The organism is Aquabacterium sp. CECT 9606 (assembly GCF_918741295.1).
Taxonomy (GTDB): Bacteria; Pseudomonadota; Gammaproteobacteria; order Burkholderiales; family Burkholderiaceae_C; genus Aquabacterium.
Genome location: NZ_CAKKNB010000003.1, coordinates 794,141 through 811,573, shown reverse-complemented (window position 1 = coordinate 811,573; position 17,433 = coordinate 794,141). Strand labels below are relative to the sequence as shown.

19 protein-coding genes are annotated in these 17,433 nt (G+C 62.3%); 3 read left to right on the top strand and 16 right to left on the bottom strand.

Translation table 11 applies throughout. The features are described 5' to 3' along the window. Window positions 1–50: 50 nt before the first annotated feature. From traU to LQ232_RS16350, 15 genes are all read right to left on the bottom strand, one after another. On the bottom strand, window positions 51–1,052 hold the full coding sequence (gene traU / locus LQ232_RS16420; protein WP_371820290.1) for a conjugal transfer pilus assembly protein TraU: 1,002 nt from the start codon (window positions 1,050–1,052) through the stop codon (window positions 51–53). A 65-nt stretch (window positions 1,053–1,117) separates the two neighbouring features. Beyond that, window positions 1,118–1,783 (bottom strand): type-F conjugative transfer system protein TraW, encoded by a 666-nt coding sequence (traW, locus tag LQ232_RS16415; protein WP_230181443.1) that lies wholly within the window; start codon window positions 1,781–1,783, stop codon window positions 1,118–1,120. After that, window positions 1,780–2,169: a hypothetical protein gene (locus tag LQ232_RS16410; RefSeq protein WP_230181442.1), complete on the bottom strand. Its 390-nt coding sequence runs from the start codon at window positions 2,167–2,169 to the stop codon at window positions 1,780–1,782. Before LQ232_RS16410 ends, traW begins: the two co-directional genes overlap by 4 nt. A 10-nt stretch (window positions 2,170–2,179) precedes the next feature. Then, window positions 2,180–2,803, bottom strand: coding sequence for a conjugative transfer signal peptidase TraF (traF, locus tag LQ232_RS16405; protein WP_230181441.1), 624 nt, complete (start codon window positions 2,801–2,803; stop codon window positions 2,180–2,182). Further along, window positions 2,800–3,171, bottom strand: coding sequence for a hypothetical protein (locus LQ232_RS16400; RefSeq protein WP_230181440.1), 372 nt, complete (start codon window positions 3,169–3,171; stop codon window positions 2,800–2,802). Before LQ232_RS16400 ends, traF begins: the two co-directional genes overlap by 4 nt. Then, window positions 3,168–5,765 carry a type IV secretion system protein TraC gene (gene traC, locus LQ232_RS16395; protein ID WP_230181439.1) on the bottom strand — a complete coding sequence of 866 codons (2,598 nt, stop codon included), beginning with the start codon at window positions 5,763–5,765 and terminating at the stop codon, window positions 3,168–3,170. The genes LQ232_RS16400 and traC overlap by 4 nt, the downstream gene beginning before the upstream one ends. Window positions 5,766–5,776: 11 nt before the next feature. Continuing rightward, the gene (gene traV / locus LQ232_RS16390; protein ID WP_230181438.1) at window positions 5,777–6,460 is read right to left on the bottom strand and encodes a type IV conjugative transfer system lipoprotein TraV; all 684 of its coding nucleotides are present in this window, start codon (window positions 6,458–6,460) and stop codon (window positions 5,777–5,779) included. Beyond that, window positions 6,457–7,275 carry a DsbC family protein gene (locus tag LQ232_RS16385; RefSeq protein ID WP_230181437.1) on the bottom strand — a complete coding sequence of 273 codons (819 nt, stop codon included), beginning with the start codon at window positions 7,273–7,275 and terminating at the stop codon, window positions 6,457–6,459. The genes traV and LQ232_RS16385 overlap by 4 nt, the downstream gene beginning before the upstream one ends. Then, window positions 7,259–8,740: a TraB/VirB10 family protein gene (locus LQ232_RS16380; RefSeq protein WP_230181436.1), complete on the bottom strand. Its 1,482-nt coding sequence runs from the start codon at window positions 8,738–8,740 to the stop codon at window positions 7,259–7,261. Before LQ232_RS16380 ends, LQ232_RS16385 begins: the two co-directional genes overlap by 17 nt. Next, window positions 8,737–9,588 carry a type-F conjugative transfer system secretin TraK gene (locus LQ232_RS16375; protein ID WP_230181435.1) on the bottom strand — a complete coding sequence of 284 codons (852 nt, stop codon included), beginning with the start codon at window positions 9,586–9,588 and terminating at the stop codon, window positions 8,737–8,739. The genes LQ232_RS16380 and LQ232_RS16375 overlap by 4 nt, the downstream gene beginning before the upstream one ends. Beyond that, a complete protein-coding gene (traE, locus tag LQ232_RS16370; RefSeq protein WP_230181434.1) occupies window positions 9,578–10,141 on the bottom strand; it encodes a type IV conjugative transfer system protein TraE in 564 nt (187 codons plus the stop codon). Before traE ends, LQ232_RS16375 begins: the two co-directional genes overlap by 11 nt. 15 nt (window positions 10,142–10,156) lie before the next feature. Next, a complete protein-coding gene (gene traL, locus LQ232_RS16365; RefSeq protein WP_230181433.1) occupies window positions 10,157–10,456 on the bottom strand; it encodes a type IV conjugative transfer system protein TraL in 300 nt (99 codons plus the stop codon). 28 nt (window positions 10,457–10,484) lie between these two features. Beyond that, complete coding sequence (locus tag LQ232_RS16360; RefSeq protein ID WP_230181432.1) at window positions 10,485–10,883, bottom strand: hypothetical protein; 399 nt, start codon at window positions 10,881–10,883, stop codon at window positions 10,485–10,487. 140 nt (window positions 10,884–11,023) lie between these two features. After that, window positions 11,024–11,710 carry an OmpA family protein gene (locus LQ232_RS16355; RefSeq protein WP_230181431.1) on the bottom strand — a complete coding sequence of 229 codons (687 nt, stop codon included), beginning with the start codon at window positions 11,708–11,710 and terminating at the stop codon, window positions 11,024–11,026. Further along, window positions 11,707–12,249 (bottom strand): lytic transglycosylase domain-containing protein, encoded by a 543-nt coding sequence (locus tag LQ232_RS16350; protein ID WP_230181430.1) that lies wholly within the window; start codon window positions 12,247–12,249, stop codon window positions 11,707–11,709. The genes LQ232_RS16355 and LQ232_RS16350 overlap by 4 nt, the downstream gene beginning before the upstream one ends. Before the next feature lie 873 nt (window positions 12,250–13,122). Between LQ232_RS16350 and LQ232_RS16345 the strand changes: the two genes are divergently transcribed. Genes LQ232_RS16345 through LQ232_RS16335 form a run of 3 tightly spaced genes read left to right on the top strand, consistent with a single transcriptional unit; the run spans window position 13,123 to window position 16,557 of the window. After that, complete coding sequence (locus LQ232_RS16345) at window positions 13,123–14,049, top strand: hypothetical protein (RefSeq protein WP_230181429.1); 927 nt, start codon at window positions 13,123–13,125, stop codon at window positions 14,047–14,049. After that, window positions 14,042–14,512, top strand: a complete 471-nt coding sequence (locus LQ232_RS16340) for a hypothetical protein (RefSeq protein WP_230181428.1) — start codon at window positions 14,042–14,044, stop codon at window positions 14,510–14,512. Before LQ232_RS16345 ends, LQ232_RS16340 begins: the two co-directional genes overlap by 8 nt. Then, the gene (locus tag LQ232_RS16335) at window positions 14,509–16,557 is read left to right on the top strand and encodes an ATP-binding protein (RefSeq protein ID WP_230181427.1); all 2,049 of its coding nucleotides are present in this window, start codon (window positions 14,509–14,511) and stop codon (window positions 16,555–16,557) included. Before LQ232_RS16340 ends, LQ232_RS16335 begins: the two co-directional genes overlap by 4 nt. A 55-nt stretch (window positions 16,558–16,612) precedes the next feature. On the opposite strand, the gene LQ232_RS16330 is transcribed toward LQ232_RS16335, so the two are convergent. After that, window positions 16,613–16,957 (bottom strand): DCL family protein, encoded by a 345-nt coding sequence (locus LQ232_RS16330; RefSeq protein WP_230181426.1) that lies wholly within the window; start codon window positions 16,955–16,957, stop codon window positions 16,613–16,615. Between the last annotated feature and the right edge of the window lie 476 nt (window positions 16,958–17,433).

Genomic DNA, 17,433 nt, shown 5'->3' with positions numbered 1-17,433 from the left:
CATGCTGTGAATGCGGTACATGAAGCACCTCATACCGAAGAAGGGGAAGGTCAGTAGCCCACACAGCAGTTCCTTTTGCGAAACAACATGAAGGCGAAGTCTTCGCCGCGCACCGGGTACTCCTTGCCCGCGCCCCAGATGACGGTGCTGCGGCCAAAGGGCTGGCAGCACCTGCCACCATCTTTTTCGGTGTTGGGGATAGGGTAGGTGAGCTGGGTCTTGTAGGCCGTCTTGTCCATGACGGGCTCAAAGTAGGGGCCACACAGGCCCGGCGTGCCGTGCCATCCCCAGGCGATCAGCTCGCGGTGCATCTTGGCAGTCAGGCGCTGGGCCAGCAGGGCGGCAGTGCGCACGCCACCCAGGTGGTAGGGCACCTGGCCATCGAGCGGGTAGATGCCGCCCTGGCAGCCTGCACACCAGAACAACTCCTTGATGCCAAAGCCCAGCGAGGCGGCCACGCAGTCAGCTGCACATGCGGCAATGGCCACCGGGTTCGCAAACAGCACCGCATCGGGGTTGAGGATCAGGGTCAGCTCGTCGTCGTTCCACAGCGGGTCGACCTCGGTGAGGTAGGCCAGATCGAAGGAGCCTTTCTCCAGGCAGGGGAAATCGGTGACGACTTCGAGCCAGTACAGCATCGGGTTCACGTAGAAATGAGCCTGGTAGAAGCTGCCGCCATCGCCGTCGCCTTCCGGGTGAGTGAAGCGGGCGGCTTCGGGGGCGGGGATACCGGGGTCCAGGTCGATGCCGCCCAGAGAGGTCAGGCAAAAGGGTTTGCGCACGACCTCGACATGGCGCGCCGGTTCCCAAAAGCCGATCGACAAACCGATGACCGGGTTCACGCCACAACTGCAAACGGGGCTGCCCGGGTTGTCGGTGTCTTCCTGGTCACCAAAGTTGGCAATGCGTGCGGCGCCGATGCTGATGGGCAGGATGCAGCTCCAGCAGATGTCGGTGACGGGGTTGGGGAACTTGCCGGTGCAGGTGGCGATGCCTGCGGCCTGACTCGGCAGGCCCATGAGTGCGCATAGGAGTGGCAGAACCATCCGCATCGTCCGGGCGAGCAAACGGGCGAGGAGCGCGATGAGGGTGGGCAGGGGCTGTTTGTGGCGCAGCGTCATTTGGGCACCTCCAACTCGTCAATGCGCAAGCGCAGGCCGTCCTGCGAGACCAGGGCTGGCACCTGGGTGATGCCGAAGCGGTGGGTGAGTGCGCCTTGCTGGTCGTAGTAAACCGGTGTTCGCCACGCCTTCATCAGGTCCAGGTACGACCCGGCGGTGAGGATCGGTTTGACGCGACCCTGGTAGGTGGCGATCAAATCGCGGGCGCGGGTCACCTGGCGGCGATCTCGTGCGTCGAAGAACAGCAGGTGTTTGGACAGCGAGACGATGTCCAGCGGGTTGTGGCGTGTCCCGGCCGTGAACAGGATGTGGCCTTGCGCGTCCAGGATGTTGCGGTCCAGGGTGAAACTGGGGTCGAAGTAGAAGGTGCGGGGGCGCTGTGTCGTGCGCAGTCTGGCCACAGGCAGCGGTTGGCGCACGGCCTGGATGCCACGCTCGCGGGCCTGGGCTTGCAGACGCGCCATCTCGCCACTGCGCGCCTTGTCTTGCAAGCGCTGGGCGATGAAGGCCAGCAGGTTGGGCTCGCTGATCGGATAGGTTGGGCCGATGGTGCCCAGCTCTGCGGCGTGGGCTTGCGGGATGATCAGGCTGACCAGACCCAGCACGCAGGCGCTGCCGAGCATTGAAGCAGCCGGCCGAATGCGGATGAGGGCGCGCTTCATGGCGCGCTCCGCCCATCACAGCGAATGCGCTGCGCGAGTTGCTTCAAGGTGGCATCGCGCTGGGCCTGTTGGCTGGGGTGGCTGGCGCGCACCATGCCCATGAGGATCGGATCGCCATGGCCTTGCGAGATTGCGGCGCGCAGCGCCATTGTGGTGAGCGTGCGGCCGCAGCGCTGCTGGAAGGCTTGCAAATAGGCTTGAGCGCCATCGCGTGCGGCAGGGGATATCTGCGCGAGCAGGCCAAGGTAGTCTTCCACGGAGATGTCGTCCGGTGCAGGTGTGGCAATGCTCGTGCTGGCCGTGGTGTTTGGCTGCGCCTGCAAACCGGCACTTGCTGCGCTGACCATCAGGGCAGTCCAGGAGGCGAGGATGTTGGCGTGGCGCATGGGGCTGCTTTCAGAACAAGGGCTGAACCAGGCCGATGACTTGCTCGGCGCGAACCAGGCCGCTGCTGCGGTAGCGGGAGTCGAAGCTGTCGGGGCTGCTGCCCTGCACGTAGTAACTGCGTGGCGGGATGACGGTGGGTTGGATGGGATCCAATGGCCGGTGGTCGCAGGTCTGGGTCTTGGCACGCCCCACAGCAGTGCCATTGATGGCCACCACGCGGTCTGTGACCGTGACGGTGTCGCCCGGCAGGCCTCGCACGATCTTGAAGAAGGGTTGCCCGCGCAGACCGGGGTAGTGCGTCTGCGCCTCGCCCGCGAAGGCAAAGACGATGAAATCACCTCGGTGCAAGGTGGGTGGTGCCGGGCGCAACCAGGCGACCCGGTAAGGCAGGCTGGGTGTCCAGTTGAAGACCAGGGGCAAGCGCGGCGTGGGGTCGATGAACAGCCGGGTGTAGGCCAGGGCCCAGATGGCCAACACCGGGGCGTAGAGGTACCAGCGGCGGCGCAGGTGGGTGAGGTTCTGGGCCACCTGGTCAGCCACGTACCTTGCCAGCAAACGTTGGGCAGACCGAGACCACAGCACCTGCCACAGGCGGGGCTCGGGCGGAGGCGGGCGAACGATCCTGAGCGTCATGGCGAACCTACTTTCTGGCGCAGTTGCGCGGTCAAGTCCACGGTGTGCGGCGTGACGCCTGCCACGGCGCCTTTGAGCACGACCAGGCAGCCGCAATCGCGGGGCAACTCTTCCAGCGCGGTGGGCAGGCGTTGGGCAAAGGCCCGGGCCATGAGCATGGCGTGCTGCCGGTCCTCATCCGATCCTGCCTTGGTGAGCAGTTGCGTGAATTCGGCCTCCTTTTGCCTATACACCTCGGCCACATCGACCGTGCCGATGCGCAGGGCGGGGCGAAGCACTTGCCGGTCGTAGAGCAGCAGGGCAGCGGCCACCACGAACAGGGTGAGCAGCAACTGGGCCATGGCGGCGATGAGGCCGGGTGCTTTCATATGGTGTGCCCCCGGCGCCGCAGCAGTTCGGTGATGGCCGCATCGATGCTCAGGCCCTGCGCACGCAACTCGTCAATGGGCGCGTTGTCTTCCAGCTTGTTGGAAAACAGCAGGTGCGTGGCCGGATCGAGGATGTTGCGCGCCACGCCCTCGCCCACGGGGGACGAGATGTACAGCTCGGAGTACACGCCCGCCTCGGTCCGCAGCGAGTTCAGCAGGCGTTTCTTGGGCTCGTCCATGGTCAGGCGCCCTTTGCGGTCCAGCATCTCGATGGACTCGGGTTTCTGTCGCAGCAGGAACACCCAGTCCGAGCAGTTGAAGGCCGCCTCCATCTGGGCCGAGCCGTAGTAGTCATCGGCGCTTTGCGTGGCCGTGCCCAAGGCGCCGCCGTATTTGCGGGCGCGCCGTGCGGCCTCTTCGATCACGGCGGCCTTGACGGGGTCATCGGCGCCGATATCGCCCAGCTGCTGCTTGAGCTCGTCGATGAACAGCACCTTGCGCCGGTTGCGCGTCAGGTACATCTCGCCGGTGATCTGGTGCAGCAGCAGGATGTTGACCACCGCATGCAGGTCAGGTCGGCGCTTGAGTTCCTCGTTTTCGATGACGATGAAGTCGTTGCTGAAATCGACGTTGCTGCGCCCCTCGAAGAAGCGCTCGTACTGGCCGCCCCGCGTGTAGGGGTTGAGCATCACGGCCAGGTCCTTGATGCGCTGGTCGTTGATGAGGCCCAGCGCTTCGATGCTGCCGGTCTTGAAGGCATCGCGCAAAGCCGTGATGGTCAGGTCATTGCCATGCTCGGCAAACAGCCTGAGCACCATGGCAGAAATCGCCTTGTACTGGACTTCGTCCAGCGTGTGCTGCATGGAGCACATCTTGGAGATGGCGGGCACCAGCATGTCGATGTCTTCATGGATGTCGAGGATGTTGGTGAAGGGATTCAGGCAGATGTCCACATCGGGGCGGAACTCGATGTAGGCGCCCTTGGCCTTGCGGCACAGTTTTTCGAAAGAGCGGCCCAGGTCGAGCATCCAGACCTTGGCGCCGATGGCGCGGTAGGACCAGGCCATCTCGTTCATCAGCACCGACTTGCCCGAGCCAGGCGCGCCGATGATGGCGAAGTTGTAGTTGCCCAGGTCGTTGTCAAAGATGTCCAGGGTCATCAACTGCCCACGCCTGCCACCAAACACCAGGGCGGGGGTGCGCGTGCCGCGCCACTCGGCGATCAGGGGTGCCAGGTGGATGGCGTTGGCCATGGTCTTGCGCGAGACGCGGCGCATCTTGGCGAGATCCCGGTGAAAGCGCTCGCTCAAGGTCATCGGCAGGCTGGCCAGCAGCGCCTGGCGGTGCATGTACACGTCGGCGTTGAGCTGAAAGCCCCGGCCGCGCCAGATCGCGTTGGCCGTCTCGTGCGCGGCCACCGCCTTGTGGGGTGGCGAGAAGATCGCCAACTGGTGGTACAGGCTGACCAGGCTGCCGCCCGTGTCGATGGCTTGCGCTGCGGCGGTCCAATCCTGCAGTTTCTTGCCCACATCGGGCATCACGTCGGCCATCTTGCTCTTGGCGTTCTGCGTGGCGCGCACATGGTTGGCCGTCACCGTGGCCTTGGTGGCGTTCGGGTCCAGCACATGCACCCCCATGGTCAGCAGGAAGGGCGCGCTGTACTGCAAGGCCGGTTGCATCAGGTCGCCGATCAGTGAGCCCATCTGCCAAAGGGCGAAGCGTTCGGGGAAGGACTTGATGGAGTAAAAACGCGCCTCCAACTCGTCCGAGCCGGTTTCCTTCCACAGGCGCAGGCCGCTGGGGGTGGGGTCCTGGATGGTGTCGAAGTCGATGATCTGGTCGCGCAACTCGCGCCCGTCGTCGTAGTGCAGGTCCGGGGCGTCGGTCTGCGAGATGCGGTCGGGGTTGGTGAACAGGGCGCACCAGTTGATCAAATCGGCGGCATCGCACACCTGGTTCGGAAGCGAAGCCGAGCGAAGCGTGGAGGCCATGGACTCACGCAAGGCCATCACCTCATCGCGCTTGTTCAGGTCCTGCGCATCTCCGGGCAGGCTCACGCTCGTCATCAGGCGGAAGTCCCGGATCGTGTAGTGAAAACCACCTGTCAGGGAGGATTGCGCCCCTTGCAGCAGGTGGCCCACGCGTTGGCGGGCCAGGGTGTGGAACAGGTTCTGGTTGCGGGCAGGGCGGCCCCAGTGCTTGGCCTGGTCGGCCTGGTCTTCGTCTTCGACGCGTAAATTGGCATAGCGGCGCAACTGACCTCGAACATGGGGTGAGGCGAAGAGGTGGAACTGGATGCCCGCCCCTGCAGGGCAGTTGGCATAGAGCGAGATCAGCACCTCGGCCATGCGCTCGTCCGCACCCGATTGCGGCATCACCTCCAGCATGAAGCCCAGGCCATCGCGGTTGACGAAGAGCTTTTCTTCGGCGAGATAGGCCGAGTAAGGCAGCCAGGCGGCGAACTGTTCGGCCGGGGTGTCAGGCGGCGCCCCCAGGCCCATGGACTCAAAGAGGCCAGGGCGGTGCGGCCTGCGCGCAGGGCTTGCAGCCTGGGTGCCGGAGGGCGTCGGGGTGGAGGTAGATGCAGCAGACATGGCCGGGCCTTTCAGTCATTGGCGTCGAGGGGCGAATCGCCAGGCGGCAGCAGCGGGCCGGTGTCGGGGGTGAGGCGCTGAAAGGCTGAAGGGCGGGGTGGCGTGGCGTTTGGCTCGATGGCTGTTGCTGCGGGCGGCGTGACACCTGATTGCACACGCTTGACCGGAGGCCGGATGGGCGCGTAGGCATCGCGGATCTGCCGCTGTGCGTGGTCGATCAACCACTGGCCCGCATCGATCTGAACGTAGACATAGCCCTGGTCGTACAGATCACGGTCGGTATCCTCCCAAGGCTTGAACCATAAGCGCAGGATGTGCGATGAGGACCGCAGGGGCGAGGCTAGGGCGGCCATCGCGGCTGGGGTGGGCACGCTGGTGGGCGTGGCTGCTTGCGTATAAGCGCTTCGTGCGGGGCTGTCTTTGAGTTCGCCAGCGCCCTCATTCGGTTTGCCCTTGCCCCGCCGTTTGCCGCGTTGGCTGGGCAGGTTGTCCTGGATGGCGTTGGCGTAGGTGCCCAAGACCGAATCGCAGGTCACGCCTTCGGGGGCCTTGCAGGCGTAGTCCGCGCTGCCGCCCAGGCCTGACAGGTTCATGCAGCCAGTGAGCAGGCAGCACAAGCTGCAAGGGAGCCAGACCAGCGGCTTAAAGCCGGGGGAATAGCGGCTGAGGGTGCCAACGGTCGAAGGTGTGTTCATGGTCGTGCCTCCTGCAGTGCCTGCTTCAAGCGGGCCTGGATGACCTGGTGATCGACGTAGCCTTCGGTGCGGCTGCTGTCTGCCCAGACCAGCGTGGGCGTGGCTTGAACGCCCAGTCGCTGTGCCAAGGCCAGATTGCGACCCACGGGGTGATCGCAACTCGCAGCGGTGTTGAGTGCGGTGGCATCGCCCTGCAACATGTAGCGTTGCCAGGCTTTGACGCGGTCCGTGGCGCACCAGATCGCAATGGGCCTGGCCTCGCCCTGGAATGGCAGCAAGAAGGTGTAGACCGTGACGTTCTCGATTTGCGCCAGCTCCGCCTCAAGCTGCTTGCAATAGCCGCAACCAGGGTCGCTGAACACCACCACCTGACCTTGCCCGTTGCCGCGCACGGTCTTGATGGCGTCTGCCAGCGGCAGCTTGTCCAGGGTGATGGGTGCCGGGGAGGCGACCGCCGTTGGTGCCGGGGCGTTGCCTTTGGCAGCGAGCGCCAGTTTGGGCCCCGTGAGGTCCGTCATGGTCTTCGTATCGAACACATGCCCGAACACAAAGTAGCGCGGCTGTTGCGCCGAGACGTAGGCCACATTGCCGTTCATCCAGACCTCGTACAGGCCCGCAATGGGTGAGCGCACAACCTGGGTGAAGTGCGTGTTGGGGTTGGCCTTCCTGAGCGTGGTCAACAGGCGAGCTTCGTCCGCCGTGGGGGCATCGGCCCTGACCACGCTGCTGACCAAGGACGTGACCAGGGCGGAGATCAACACCCGGCTGCGCAAGCTTGGGCGGCAAGCGGGGCGCACATCAGTAGTTGTCATCATTGGAGGCCTTTGAGTAGCGGTCTTGGTTTTCGGCGCCAGTCGATGGCATGGCGCGGCCAGGCGCGCGACCCGTGTTGGCCGACATCGGCACGTCAATGCGCACGCCCTTGGTGATCACCACATCGATCTCCCGACCTGCATCGACCTCGATGACGGGGAAGGTGTTTTCTGCCAGCTTGATGTAGTACTGGGCCAGCCGGTCCAGGGCCTTGCCGACACCCGTGCCCAGGCCTGATCGGTAGGCATCTGCACCATTGCCACCACCGCCACTGCTGGCGATCGTGCCCAGCGCCGAGGTGCTGTAGGTGGTCGATGAGGTGGCCAGGCCCTGGCCGATGCCGCTGACCACGCCAGCGAGCAGGGCGTTGGCCAGCATTTGCCCCTGCTTGGTGACCAGCCGACCGCGCATGCCCACCTTGCCGTCTTCGCCATAGACCGTGCCCTGGATCTTGACTTCCAGCGTGGCGCCATCCGGGCGCACGCAGGACAGGTTCTCGGTTCGCAGGTAGGCGCGCTCGGCGCTGATGTCGCCATAGCCTGCGGCGATCACGAAGCAATCCCGGTATTCGCCCCGAAAGCGGTTGGGCAAGACGGTGTTGTCCGACAGTCGGATCAGCACCGGGTGCGGGTTGGACTGCGACTGCCCGCCCGTGGGGGCATCCAGGCCACCTAGCAAGGTGCCACGGGTGAAGCTGACGGGCAAGAAGGTGGAAATGCTGGGGGCTTCTCCGGTGGCGGGCGTCGTCATGGGGGCAATCTGCGCGGGAGTGTCCGTGGCTGCGACAGCGCTGGCCCGGGTCTGGCTGCGGTCCACCAGGGTGATGCGCGTCAACACCGGGGCCATGTCTTGCATCGCCATGCCCGGATCCCCCAGGGGCAAGGTGCCCACCGGTGACGCTTTGGGTGGGGGAGGCGCCGCAGGCAGGCTTGATGCCGGTGGCATGGTGGGTGTTTGAGGCACAGGCGTGGTGGGAGGCGCCATCGGGCTGGGCGCCACAGGCATGCTGGCCGCCTGGCTGGCCGAGGTGAGCTTTTGCTCGATCTCGGCAAAGCGCTGCATGGTGTGGGCCTCGAAGGCTTGGCGGTCCTTGTTGAGGCGGGACTGCTCGTCGCGCTCGTTCTCGTACTGCGCCAGCTTGCGCCCAGCGGTGCCCACCCATTGGTCCACCGGGTTGACCTGCTGCCCCGGAGTCATCACACCGATGTTGGTGACGGAGGCTGGTAGTCCGCTGCCGTTACTTGGCGCACCAGTCGTGGGTGAGCGTGTGTCGGTGAGCGCAAAGATCAGCCACAGCAACCCGACGCCCACGACCAGGATCGCGCCCAGGGTGGCGTACTGGCGCTGGCGTGGCGACATGCCCTGCAACACGCGGCCCAATGAGCCGCTCAGCGCGGTTTTGAGCCGACTGACCGCACCCGCACCCGCTGTGGCGCCGGGCCCATTCGAGGAGAAGGGCGTGTTCATCGCGCGTTCTCCTGCCGGATCACGAACACATTGGTGCTCTCACCCGGTTGCAGGTTATGGTTCTCGATGGCCACGCCCATGACCTGTGCGCCATCGCGGTCGAACTCCTGCTCGGCCAGCACCATCAAGGCCGCGCTGGTGTTGCGCAGCAGGTACTTCTCACCGAGCAAGCCGCGCCCCTCATAGCGCCGCATCAGTAAAAAGCTGGCCTCGACCCACAAGGGGACAGGGCGGTTGACCTCTTCAACACGCACATCAGCCGGTACCCGATCCGAGGCCATCGCCACCAGCAGGGCCTTCATCGCACGCACATGGTTGGCCGAGGTGCCAGCCGGGCCTTGCGTCGGCGTCTCAGGTTTGAATGGCCTGGCGCTGGTATCGCGAATCACGATGGTGTCGGCGGGCGTGTCCGAGCGGTGCAGCAGCAAGGTGTACGTGGCCTGCGCGGTGGAAATGAACAGGTTGACCGGCTTGGTGGCGCGGCCCACGGGGCGGATGTACACCTCGCCCTTGTCCCGATCACATTCGACGATTAATTCGCCTGCGGGGTTGATGACCGGGCTGGCTGGTGCTGCGGGAGACATGCCTGTCGCCAGGGGCGCTGGCGCAGCGGCCGTGGCGCAGGTGCTCGAATAAATGTTGCCGAACACATCGGTGATGGGCGCGCCCTCGATGCGGATGCGCGTGGCTTCCTTGATCGCGACCATGGCCTCGACCGACACACCATCGCGTGCGTCCAGCAACTGTAGGGCGCAGGCCGTGCGGGTCGTGAACATGGCCACGGTGAGCGCCAGGGCGCTTGTGGCAAGCCACTGACCGCATCGCCCTTGCATTGGATCAGGTCGCATTGGGAACCTCCTTGAAGGTCTTGAGGTGCACGCGCGCGCCGTTGAAGCTGAACTCGATCAGGTAGGCCTTGAGGTCATTGCCCGTCTCAAAACCATTGACCAGCGTGCGCAGCCGACCCCGCACCACCACGCTTTGCTTGTCCTCGCTGGCCACCAACTGCTGGGGCATGAACAAGGTGCTTGCGTTGATGCGTTTGAGCCGCTCGCCCTCGACCTCCTGGCGGGTCTTGAGCGCGCCGTACTGCTCGGGCTCCACATAGCCCAGCAGCACGCCCTTCTTCCAGTCAATGGACGAGGGCGTGACATCGAGCACCAGCCAGGCAACAAAGCTGCCCATCTGCTCCAGGTACTCGGCACTGGCCTTGTCGCGGCTAACCCAAAACGACTTGTCGATGGAGGGCGGAACGACCACCGTACGCACCGTGCCGATCAGGTTGAGGATCACGATCAGCGCCACGACATGACCGCTGGCGAGCAAGCCGACCGCCAGCCCCAGGCTGCGATTGCGTCGGCGCATCTCCTTGATGTCGCTGTTGAGCCGTTCGAAATCCATGGGAATGCTCCTGGCTCAGCCGACCATGCGGCGGATGTGGGAGGGCGGGGTGGCTCGCAGCGTGGTCATGGGGCTGGGCGGCAGGTGCCAGTACAGCCAATGCACCGCAAAGGCCTGGTGCTTGTCCGCCTTGATGCGCGCAATCCAGCGGGACAGAAAAATCCCCACCGCCGCGCAGGCCGCAAACGACAACTTGGTGCCAGACAGGTAGCCGACAAAGAAGCAAAAGATCACAGGTGCTGCGACATCGATGTCCCAGAAGCCAATCTTCCAGGGGTCATCCAGGCGGCGCGGGATGTAGGTGTCTGCTTGCATGTCAGGCTCCTGCTGGCTTGAGCTGCTGTCAGACGACCGCGCCCATGATGGCGCCCGCGATCACCAGCCCCACAGCGCCAAAGATGGCCAACCCCACGTAGAACAGGACGGGTCCAAAGTTGCGCAAGGCTGACAGCGAGATCAGTGCGACCACAAAGCCCACGAAGCCGACCAGGGCCTTGACGCTGGGGCCCAGTGCGGAGATCTGGGCGAGCGCCGACGTCATCGGCCCGGTGATGCCGGTGAAGGCCACCAGGTCCAGGGCAAAGCCGGGCATGGCGAGGCCCAAACCGAGGGTGAGCGCGGCCAGTGCCGAGGTGATCCGCCATGCGGCCTTGCTTGGTGTTCGGTTGACCTTGGGCTTGCCCTCTTCAATGGGTGCGGGCTGGCGAGTTCGCGTGAAGGGGTGAATGATGGCTGTGCGCATGGCAATCTCCTGGAGCGGTGAGCACGTCAAGGCCTGACGCAGGCGGGGACACGGGCCTGGGCGCGCGAGGGCACGCTTCAGGGCATCGATCTGGACAAGATGCGCTGGGCGCCGTGGGGCGCAATGTGAGTTGCTGCTGGTCATGGCTTGAGCTCGGCAGGCATGGTGAACACCAACTCGACACGGCGGTTCTGTGCGCGGCCTTCTTCGGTGTCGTTGGATGCCGCGTAGCAGCACAGGCCTCTTGCATCGATCCGTGTGTCGGTGGGAAGTACCGGGACAAGCCGTTTGAGGTGATCACGAACGGCAGCAGCGCGGGCCAGCGCAATGGCCTGATTGGGGTGGGCTGCGCCCACGTCGTCGGTCCTGCCCAGAATCACGATGCGTTCGGCGAAGCCAAGGGCATGAGCATGGCTGGACAGCAGGGCCTTGTGTGCGGGCGTCAGCACCGCGCTGTCGGTGGCGAACTGAAACACGATGACCTGTGGTTTGCGAGGCGCTTCAACTGAAGATTTTTGAGCGGCTTGAGGGGGCGCCGATGGCGGAACCGGGCGGGGCGATGAATGCAAGACGGGCATGTCATCGTTGGCTGCCACGGCCAGAGTCTTTAGCGTCTTCACCGGGCAGGCAGGCTCAATGCATTGTGCGAAATGGGCACCCGGGCCATGGTCGAGCTGCGCGATATGCGAGACCGGTGGCGTGGCCATTGATCCTGATTTGGCCCTGGTGTCAGCCTGTTGCGGCGCAGGCAAGCTGCAAGACGACAAGCTGAAGAGGATCGTGAGCGCTGAGGCGCAGGCCATGGCCATCTGATGTGCTTGGTTCATGGCGACACCCGTGCTGTGAGGATGAAACGGGAGGCGCCTGTTGGCTCAGCTGTGCTGCTCGGTGTCACAGGCTCTGCCTGCATGCGATCTTTGGATGTGGGCAGTCGCCGGTAGACCTGCCAGGCATAGCGGCTGCGAGCCCGTTGGCAGTCTTGTCCTTTGAGTTGCGTGCAGGCCGCGTTGTAGGCACCCACGCCTTCCCAACTCAGGCCATGCTTGGCGAAGGTCTGCGCCAGCAACCAGGCGCCCACATGGATGCTGGTGCAGGGGTTGTACAGATCCTTCTCGGTGATGCCGTGCCGCGCCAGCGCTGGCAGGTTCGAGCTGTTGATCTGCATCAGGCCGATGTCATAGCTGCCTGTGCGCTGTTGATGCGTGAGATTGACGGCCTGTGGGTTGAGGCCTGATTCAACTTGGGCTATGGCATACAGCAGCTGCGGCGAGATGCCATAACGCTGCGCAGCCTCATCCCAACAGGCCAAGGTATGGACTGGCAGACTCAGCAGCCAGACCAACCCCAGCAAACAAAGCTGTTGCATGGCGCACTCCCAATGGATGCCCGGTGTGCCTGCTTTGCGTCAAGCAAGGCAGTGCGATTTGGGTGAGATCGGCGGAGGCCGATCTAGGCTTTGGGGGGGGGCTTGGGCGTACGGCTCAGCCAGGGTCATGTCGGCTGAATCGATCAGTGGGGAAGTGAACATGGCGGATCCCTCAGGTCGGATGCGGCATCAACTTTGGTGAGCGCATGACTGAAGGTTAGGCGCGGGGTGCCTTTGAGTCTCGGGCGAATGCGGGCTTTGTGGTGGGGGTTTCGAGTTTGGCTCGGAGTACGGCGAGCCGCAGGATGTCTTTGGCGCTTCTCGCTCGCCGCCACGATTTTCAGGTCGAATCAATGCGAGATTCATTTGCGAACGCGATGCACTGGCTTACCGACCCAAATCAGTCTCTGACAAGCTCAAGAAAATTATCTGGAAACGGGCGCCAATCAGTGCTTTCCATCGTGGACAAAGAACCTCATCATTTGGCGGGGCATCCTGCCCAATGCGTAGGCGTAAGAGTCGGCAGCGTGGACAAGTGACTGTGCATGGCCCGCGCCCTGAACGAGCCAGTGTTCTCGCGGCTCTCCTGCGGCACATGCGGACATTGTCCAAGGCTCGGTTGGCAGTTCGCTCAAGATGGGAGCATCGCTTTTACAAGTTAATATATGCATCGATCGGTATTCCGATAGCAAACACCGCAAGGCCTCAAGACGCAGCACTTGGAGCGGTGACAAAACGGGAGCAACGCATGCGCTTTGGGCCGCACGCCTATAACGGCACTCGACAAAAGACACAACCGCCGGTTCGCAAGGAGCGGGTGACGTTGGCTTCCTTCCTTCTGATCGCACGGTAACGCGCGACTTCGACGACGCCGTGTACAACACTCCCTACGGCCCCTTCGATGGCAACAGCTGGGAGCGTCTCTGCCAGCAGGTATTCAAGAAGAAGTTTGCGGCCGACGGATACCAGCACATCATTGCTACACCCGGCGACTTCGGCCTTGAAGGGTTCACAACGATCACAGGCTGTGGTTTTCAGTGTTACTGCCCTGACAAACTCCACCCGGTCAAGGACCTCCACGACAAGCAGCGCGACAAGATTACGCGTGATCTAAAAAAGCTGAAAACCTACGAAACAGAGTTGAAGGGCTTTCTAGGTTCAACGAAATTGCGTCGATGGTGCTTCGTGACTCCGACCGTCGCGAAAAACGACCTGCTTGCGCACGCAAGGACCAAGGAGGCAGAGGTAAGGCAGTGGGGGCTCTCGATCCTGGCGCCAGATTTCGAGGTGCTCGTGCACGATGGCGACCACTACGCTGAGGAAATTCAAGACCTTCAATTGGCCTTGGGTCAAGCCATAGACTTTGGCGGTCTTCCGACCGTCCTGCCTTCGCTCGGCAGTGGCCCAGAGGTGTACGAAGAAAACGTCTTACGGAAGACCAAGGCAAGGCTAGAAGGTCGCGTGGATGCGGCAAAGCTCGCCGCGAAGGTTGCCATGCTGCATCAGCGCACGTTGCGAGAGTTCCTTGACCATGATGCGCACTTCCGACGTATCAATGAGCAGGCTCCAATTGTCCACTCGCGCCTGGTAAGGCTTATCAACGGATTCGAAGCCCACGTTGTAGAGACTTGTGAGACGTGGGAGGGCACGCCTCAGCAGCTCACTGAAAAGATTCGAGAAGGCCTGGCCGAGCGCATTACGAAGGAGCTCGCGCCGCACGTCGACGAGACAGAGGCAGCCCATATTGCGCGACTCATGGTTGCAAGATGGATTGCTGTGTGCGAGCTCGACTATGGTTGAGCTCATCGGCGGACGAGGTCACCTTCGTTTTGAACGCCGCCCTTCGCCGGTTCTGGTCGAGCATCGTCCTCTGTACAAGATTTGCCAACTCCTACTCGTGCTCCACCTATCGTCACGAGGTGGTAAGTCCACGCTGCCGCGGCTGCATTTGTTCAACTGGGCGCTAAAGCGCACCGACCGAATCCAGAAGTTGGTAGATGCAGCAAAGGCGAAGGTGCTGCACATCACCGCATGGGGCTTCGACCCTGTCGTTGCTATCGCAATCCGCTACGCCGTAGCCGAAGATCTACTTCAAGCAACGTCCACCGGCTACCAAATTACCGAAAATGGCCTGTCCTTCATTGCTGAGGTACTCAAGGACCCGGTCGCGTTCTCTAGTGAGCGAGCTCTCCTGAAGGAAATTGGCAAGGACATCACTGAAAACATGGTCGAAACAGTTGCAAAGGGATGGGAATCGGCATGAACATCCTAGCCATCAAGCTAAGGTTAGCGACCGAAAACGGAGACTTCGGGTTCCAATTCGAATTCAGTCGCGGATTGACAGTCATTCGCGCAAATAACTCAAGCGGCAAGAGCACCCTGTTCAACTGCCTCATGTACGGCCTGGGGATGGAAGAACTCGTTGGCGGCAGAGGCGAAAAGGTTCTGCCGTATGCTGTCAAGGACTATTTCCTCCAAGGCGACGAGCGCGCCGAGGTAGTTGCGTCCGAGGTGTTCGTCGAGCTCGAGAGTTCCTCAGGGAAACGTGTCACCCTGAGGAGAGCGATCCGCGACACCGTCCGAAGCCAAAAGCTTGTCGAAGTTTTCGACGGCGCTCACTTGACCGCTGGGACTGCGCTTGGCACCCCAAAGCCAACGTACCTTTTCGACTCAGGGAGTGCGCAGAAGCAGGAAGGGTTCCATCAGTTCCTTGAGCACTTCATGGGCTACCACCTTCCACAGGTTGCTACGACGTCCGGCGGGATGGCCAAGCTCTATCTGCAGACAGTCTTCGCGGCGCTGGCTGTAGAGCAGAAGCGGGGTTGGACCGACTACATCGCCAACATCCCTTTCTTTGGGATACGCGATGCGCGAATTCGAGTCACAGAATTCTTGCTTGGGCTCAGCGTGTTCGAGCGTCAGGCCAAGCGCTCAGAGCTGGATGCGGAATCAATGGCAATCGACTCGGATTGGCGTCGAGCGTACGACACCTTGCGCCAAGCGGCTACGACCAACGGCTTGGTCATCGAAGGTCTATCCGGGACGCCGACCGCCCTGCTTGATGCCGCGACTGTCCAGTTCGTGAAGTCGAACGGTAGGACGCAGACGTCCCTTGCCGAGCATGTCAGTCAAGCTCGGGCGGAGCATGCAGGACTCGGTGGGAAGGCCGAAGCCTATGGAAAAGCGTCTGGCGCAGAAGCCCTCAAAGAACTCGAGTCGGCAACAGCCGAGCTTCAGCGACTGAGTGTGTTGCATGAGCGAGCTACCGCCAACCTCACACTGCAGAAGGCGTCGCTGGACGAATTGCGTAACCTGCTGGCAGAAACAAACGAGGACTTGGATCGCAACAAAACTGCGCTCAAGCTGCGTGTCCTCGGCGCGCAAATGGAAGTTGAGGTGGCGTCAGACCATTGTCCGACGTGCCATCAGTCCGTCGACGACACATTGTTGTTCGGCATCGTTTCGGGTCCGCAGATGGACCTGACCACCAACGTTGAGTATCTCGAGAGCCAACGTCGCATGCTGCAGCGTCAAGTTAACGGCGCGCAGGAAGAGATTCGTCAATCAGAGATTGCAGTCGCAGACGTAGCCGGTCGCCTCGCGGCGAAGCATGACTATCGCAATTCGTTGCGGGGCGACGTGAGCACTGGCGCGGCAGAGTCACGTGCCATCGTGCGGCGCCAAATTCAGATCGAGCTGGAACTGTCTAGTCTTCAGGCATTCGAAGCCCAGGCTGCGCTTCTACTTGAAATTTTTGGTGAGGTCGCCAAGCGGCTTGCAGCCAACCAGTCCGCTCGAAGAGATCTTCCCAAAGATGCGTACGGCCCGGAAGACCTTTCCAGAATTGGTCTCTTCGAGAAGAACTTTCGCGGCAATGCGAGCTCGTTCGGCTATGAAAGTGCTGAGATTAAAGACATCCGCATTAGCCTGGACACGCTGACCCCCATCCTCTCTGAGCTTGAGCTACGGGAAATCAGGTCCAAGGTCCAAACCAGCCTAACAGCGGATTCGAGCGCCAGCGATTTCGTGCGCCTAATCTGGAGCTACCTGCTCGCGCTTTACCAGACGTCGGCGACGCGAGGGTTTGAAGGGAACCACCCCGGGTTCCTTCTTATGGATGAACCTGGCCAGCACTCAATGCGCTCCAGCAGCCAACACGCGCTGCTGCAACTGCTGAGTGGAGCATCCCGCTTGCAGTCAATCGTTGCCGCCTCGTTTGACGAAAATGAATCGGTGTTCCTTGAAGCGACTGCCGGCCTTAACTTCAAACTCATCCGATGGGAAGGTAAAGTCATCCAGCGCCTCTAGTAGGCTTTCAGCGGCTGACTGCCAGTCACGGCATCGGCTAGAGGGCGCTACTGCTTCAACGAGTTTGAGCGCTGGCAACGTCCAGAGCGCGCCGGGTACTGAAATCAATGCTAGACCCGTCGGTTCGAACCACGAAGAAGCACGACGTGTGACCTGGATGATCGCGGTTCAAGCGCCGCTCGAAGTGTGCAACTCCGAGGCCGGTCTTGGTTGATTGCCCTTCAGGAACTACAGAGTCATAGACTGCGAGCAGCGCTTCTAGGTCCGCTATGTCTGAAGCGTCTAGCACGCGGCTCCCGTCGGCGTAGCGCCCCAGCATGGCTTTGAAATGTTCAATGGCGTCGCCCTTTTTCGACCAGCTTCGGCCGTTGGGCAGCGTTATGGGAACTGTCTTGGCCATGGTTACTCGCTTGTCCTGAGTACGGGAGTGGGGATACGCAGACACCCGATCAAAAACAGCGTCGGCTCTACGACCGAAAGCATATCAGCAAGCATCGACGCAAGATCGGCCTTGCCTAGCCTGCGAAGTCCCCTTGCGATGTATGTCAGCAGGTTGGCTTTTGAGCGGAGATTGTCAACCGCTCAGACGCAGGTCATCGGCCTTCGCATGGGCCAACGGGCTGTCATACTGCTCCGGAAAATGGCTGTCAGATGGTATCTGCATTGATGATTTCGTCCGGCGTTAGGCGTCGGGTGCTTTTGGATCTAGGGCGATTGCAGGCTTTGTATATGGGCTTTCGCGATCGCTTCAGGGCACTGTGCCGAACGTGGCGATCGTGAAAGGAGAGCGAAATGTTGTCAATATGGACGAGCGAATCAGGTCAGCGAGTGTCAACATGATTGGACCTGATCGCCCTGCGGCCCGGACACCGTGCA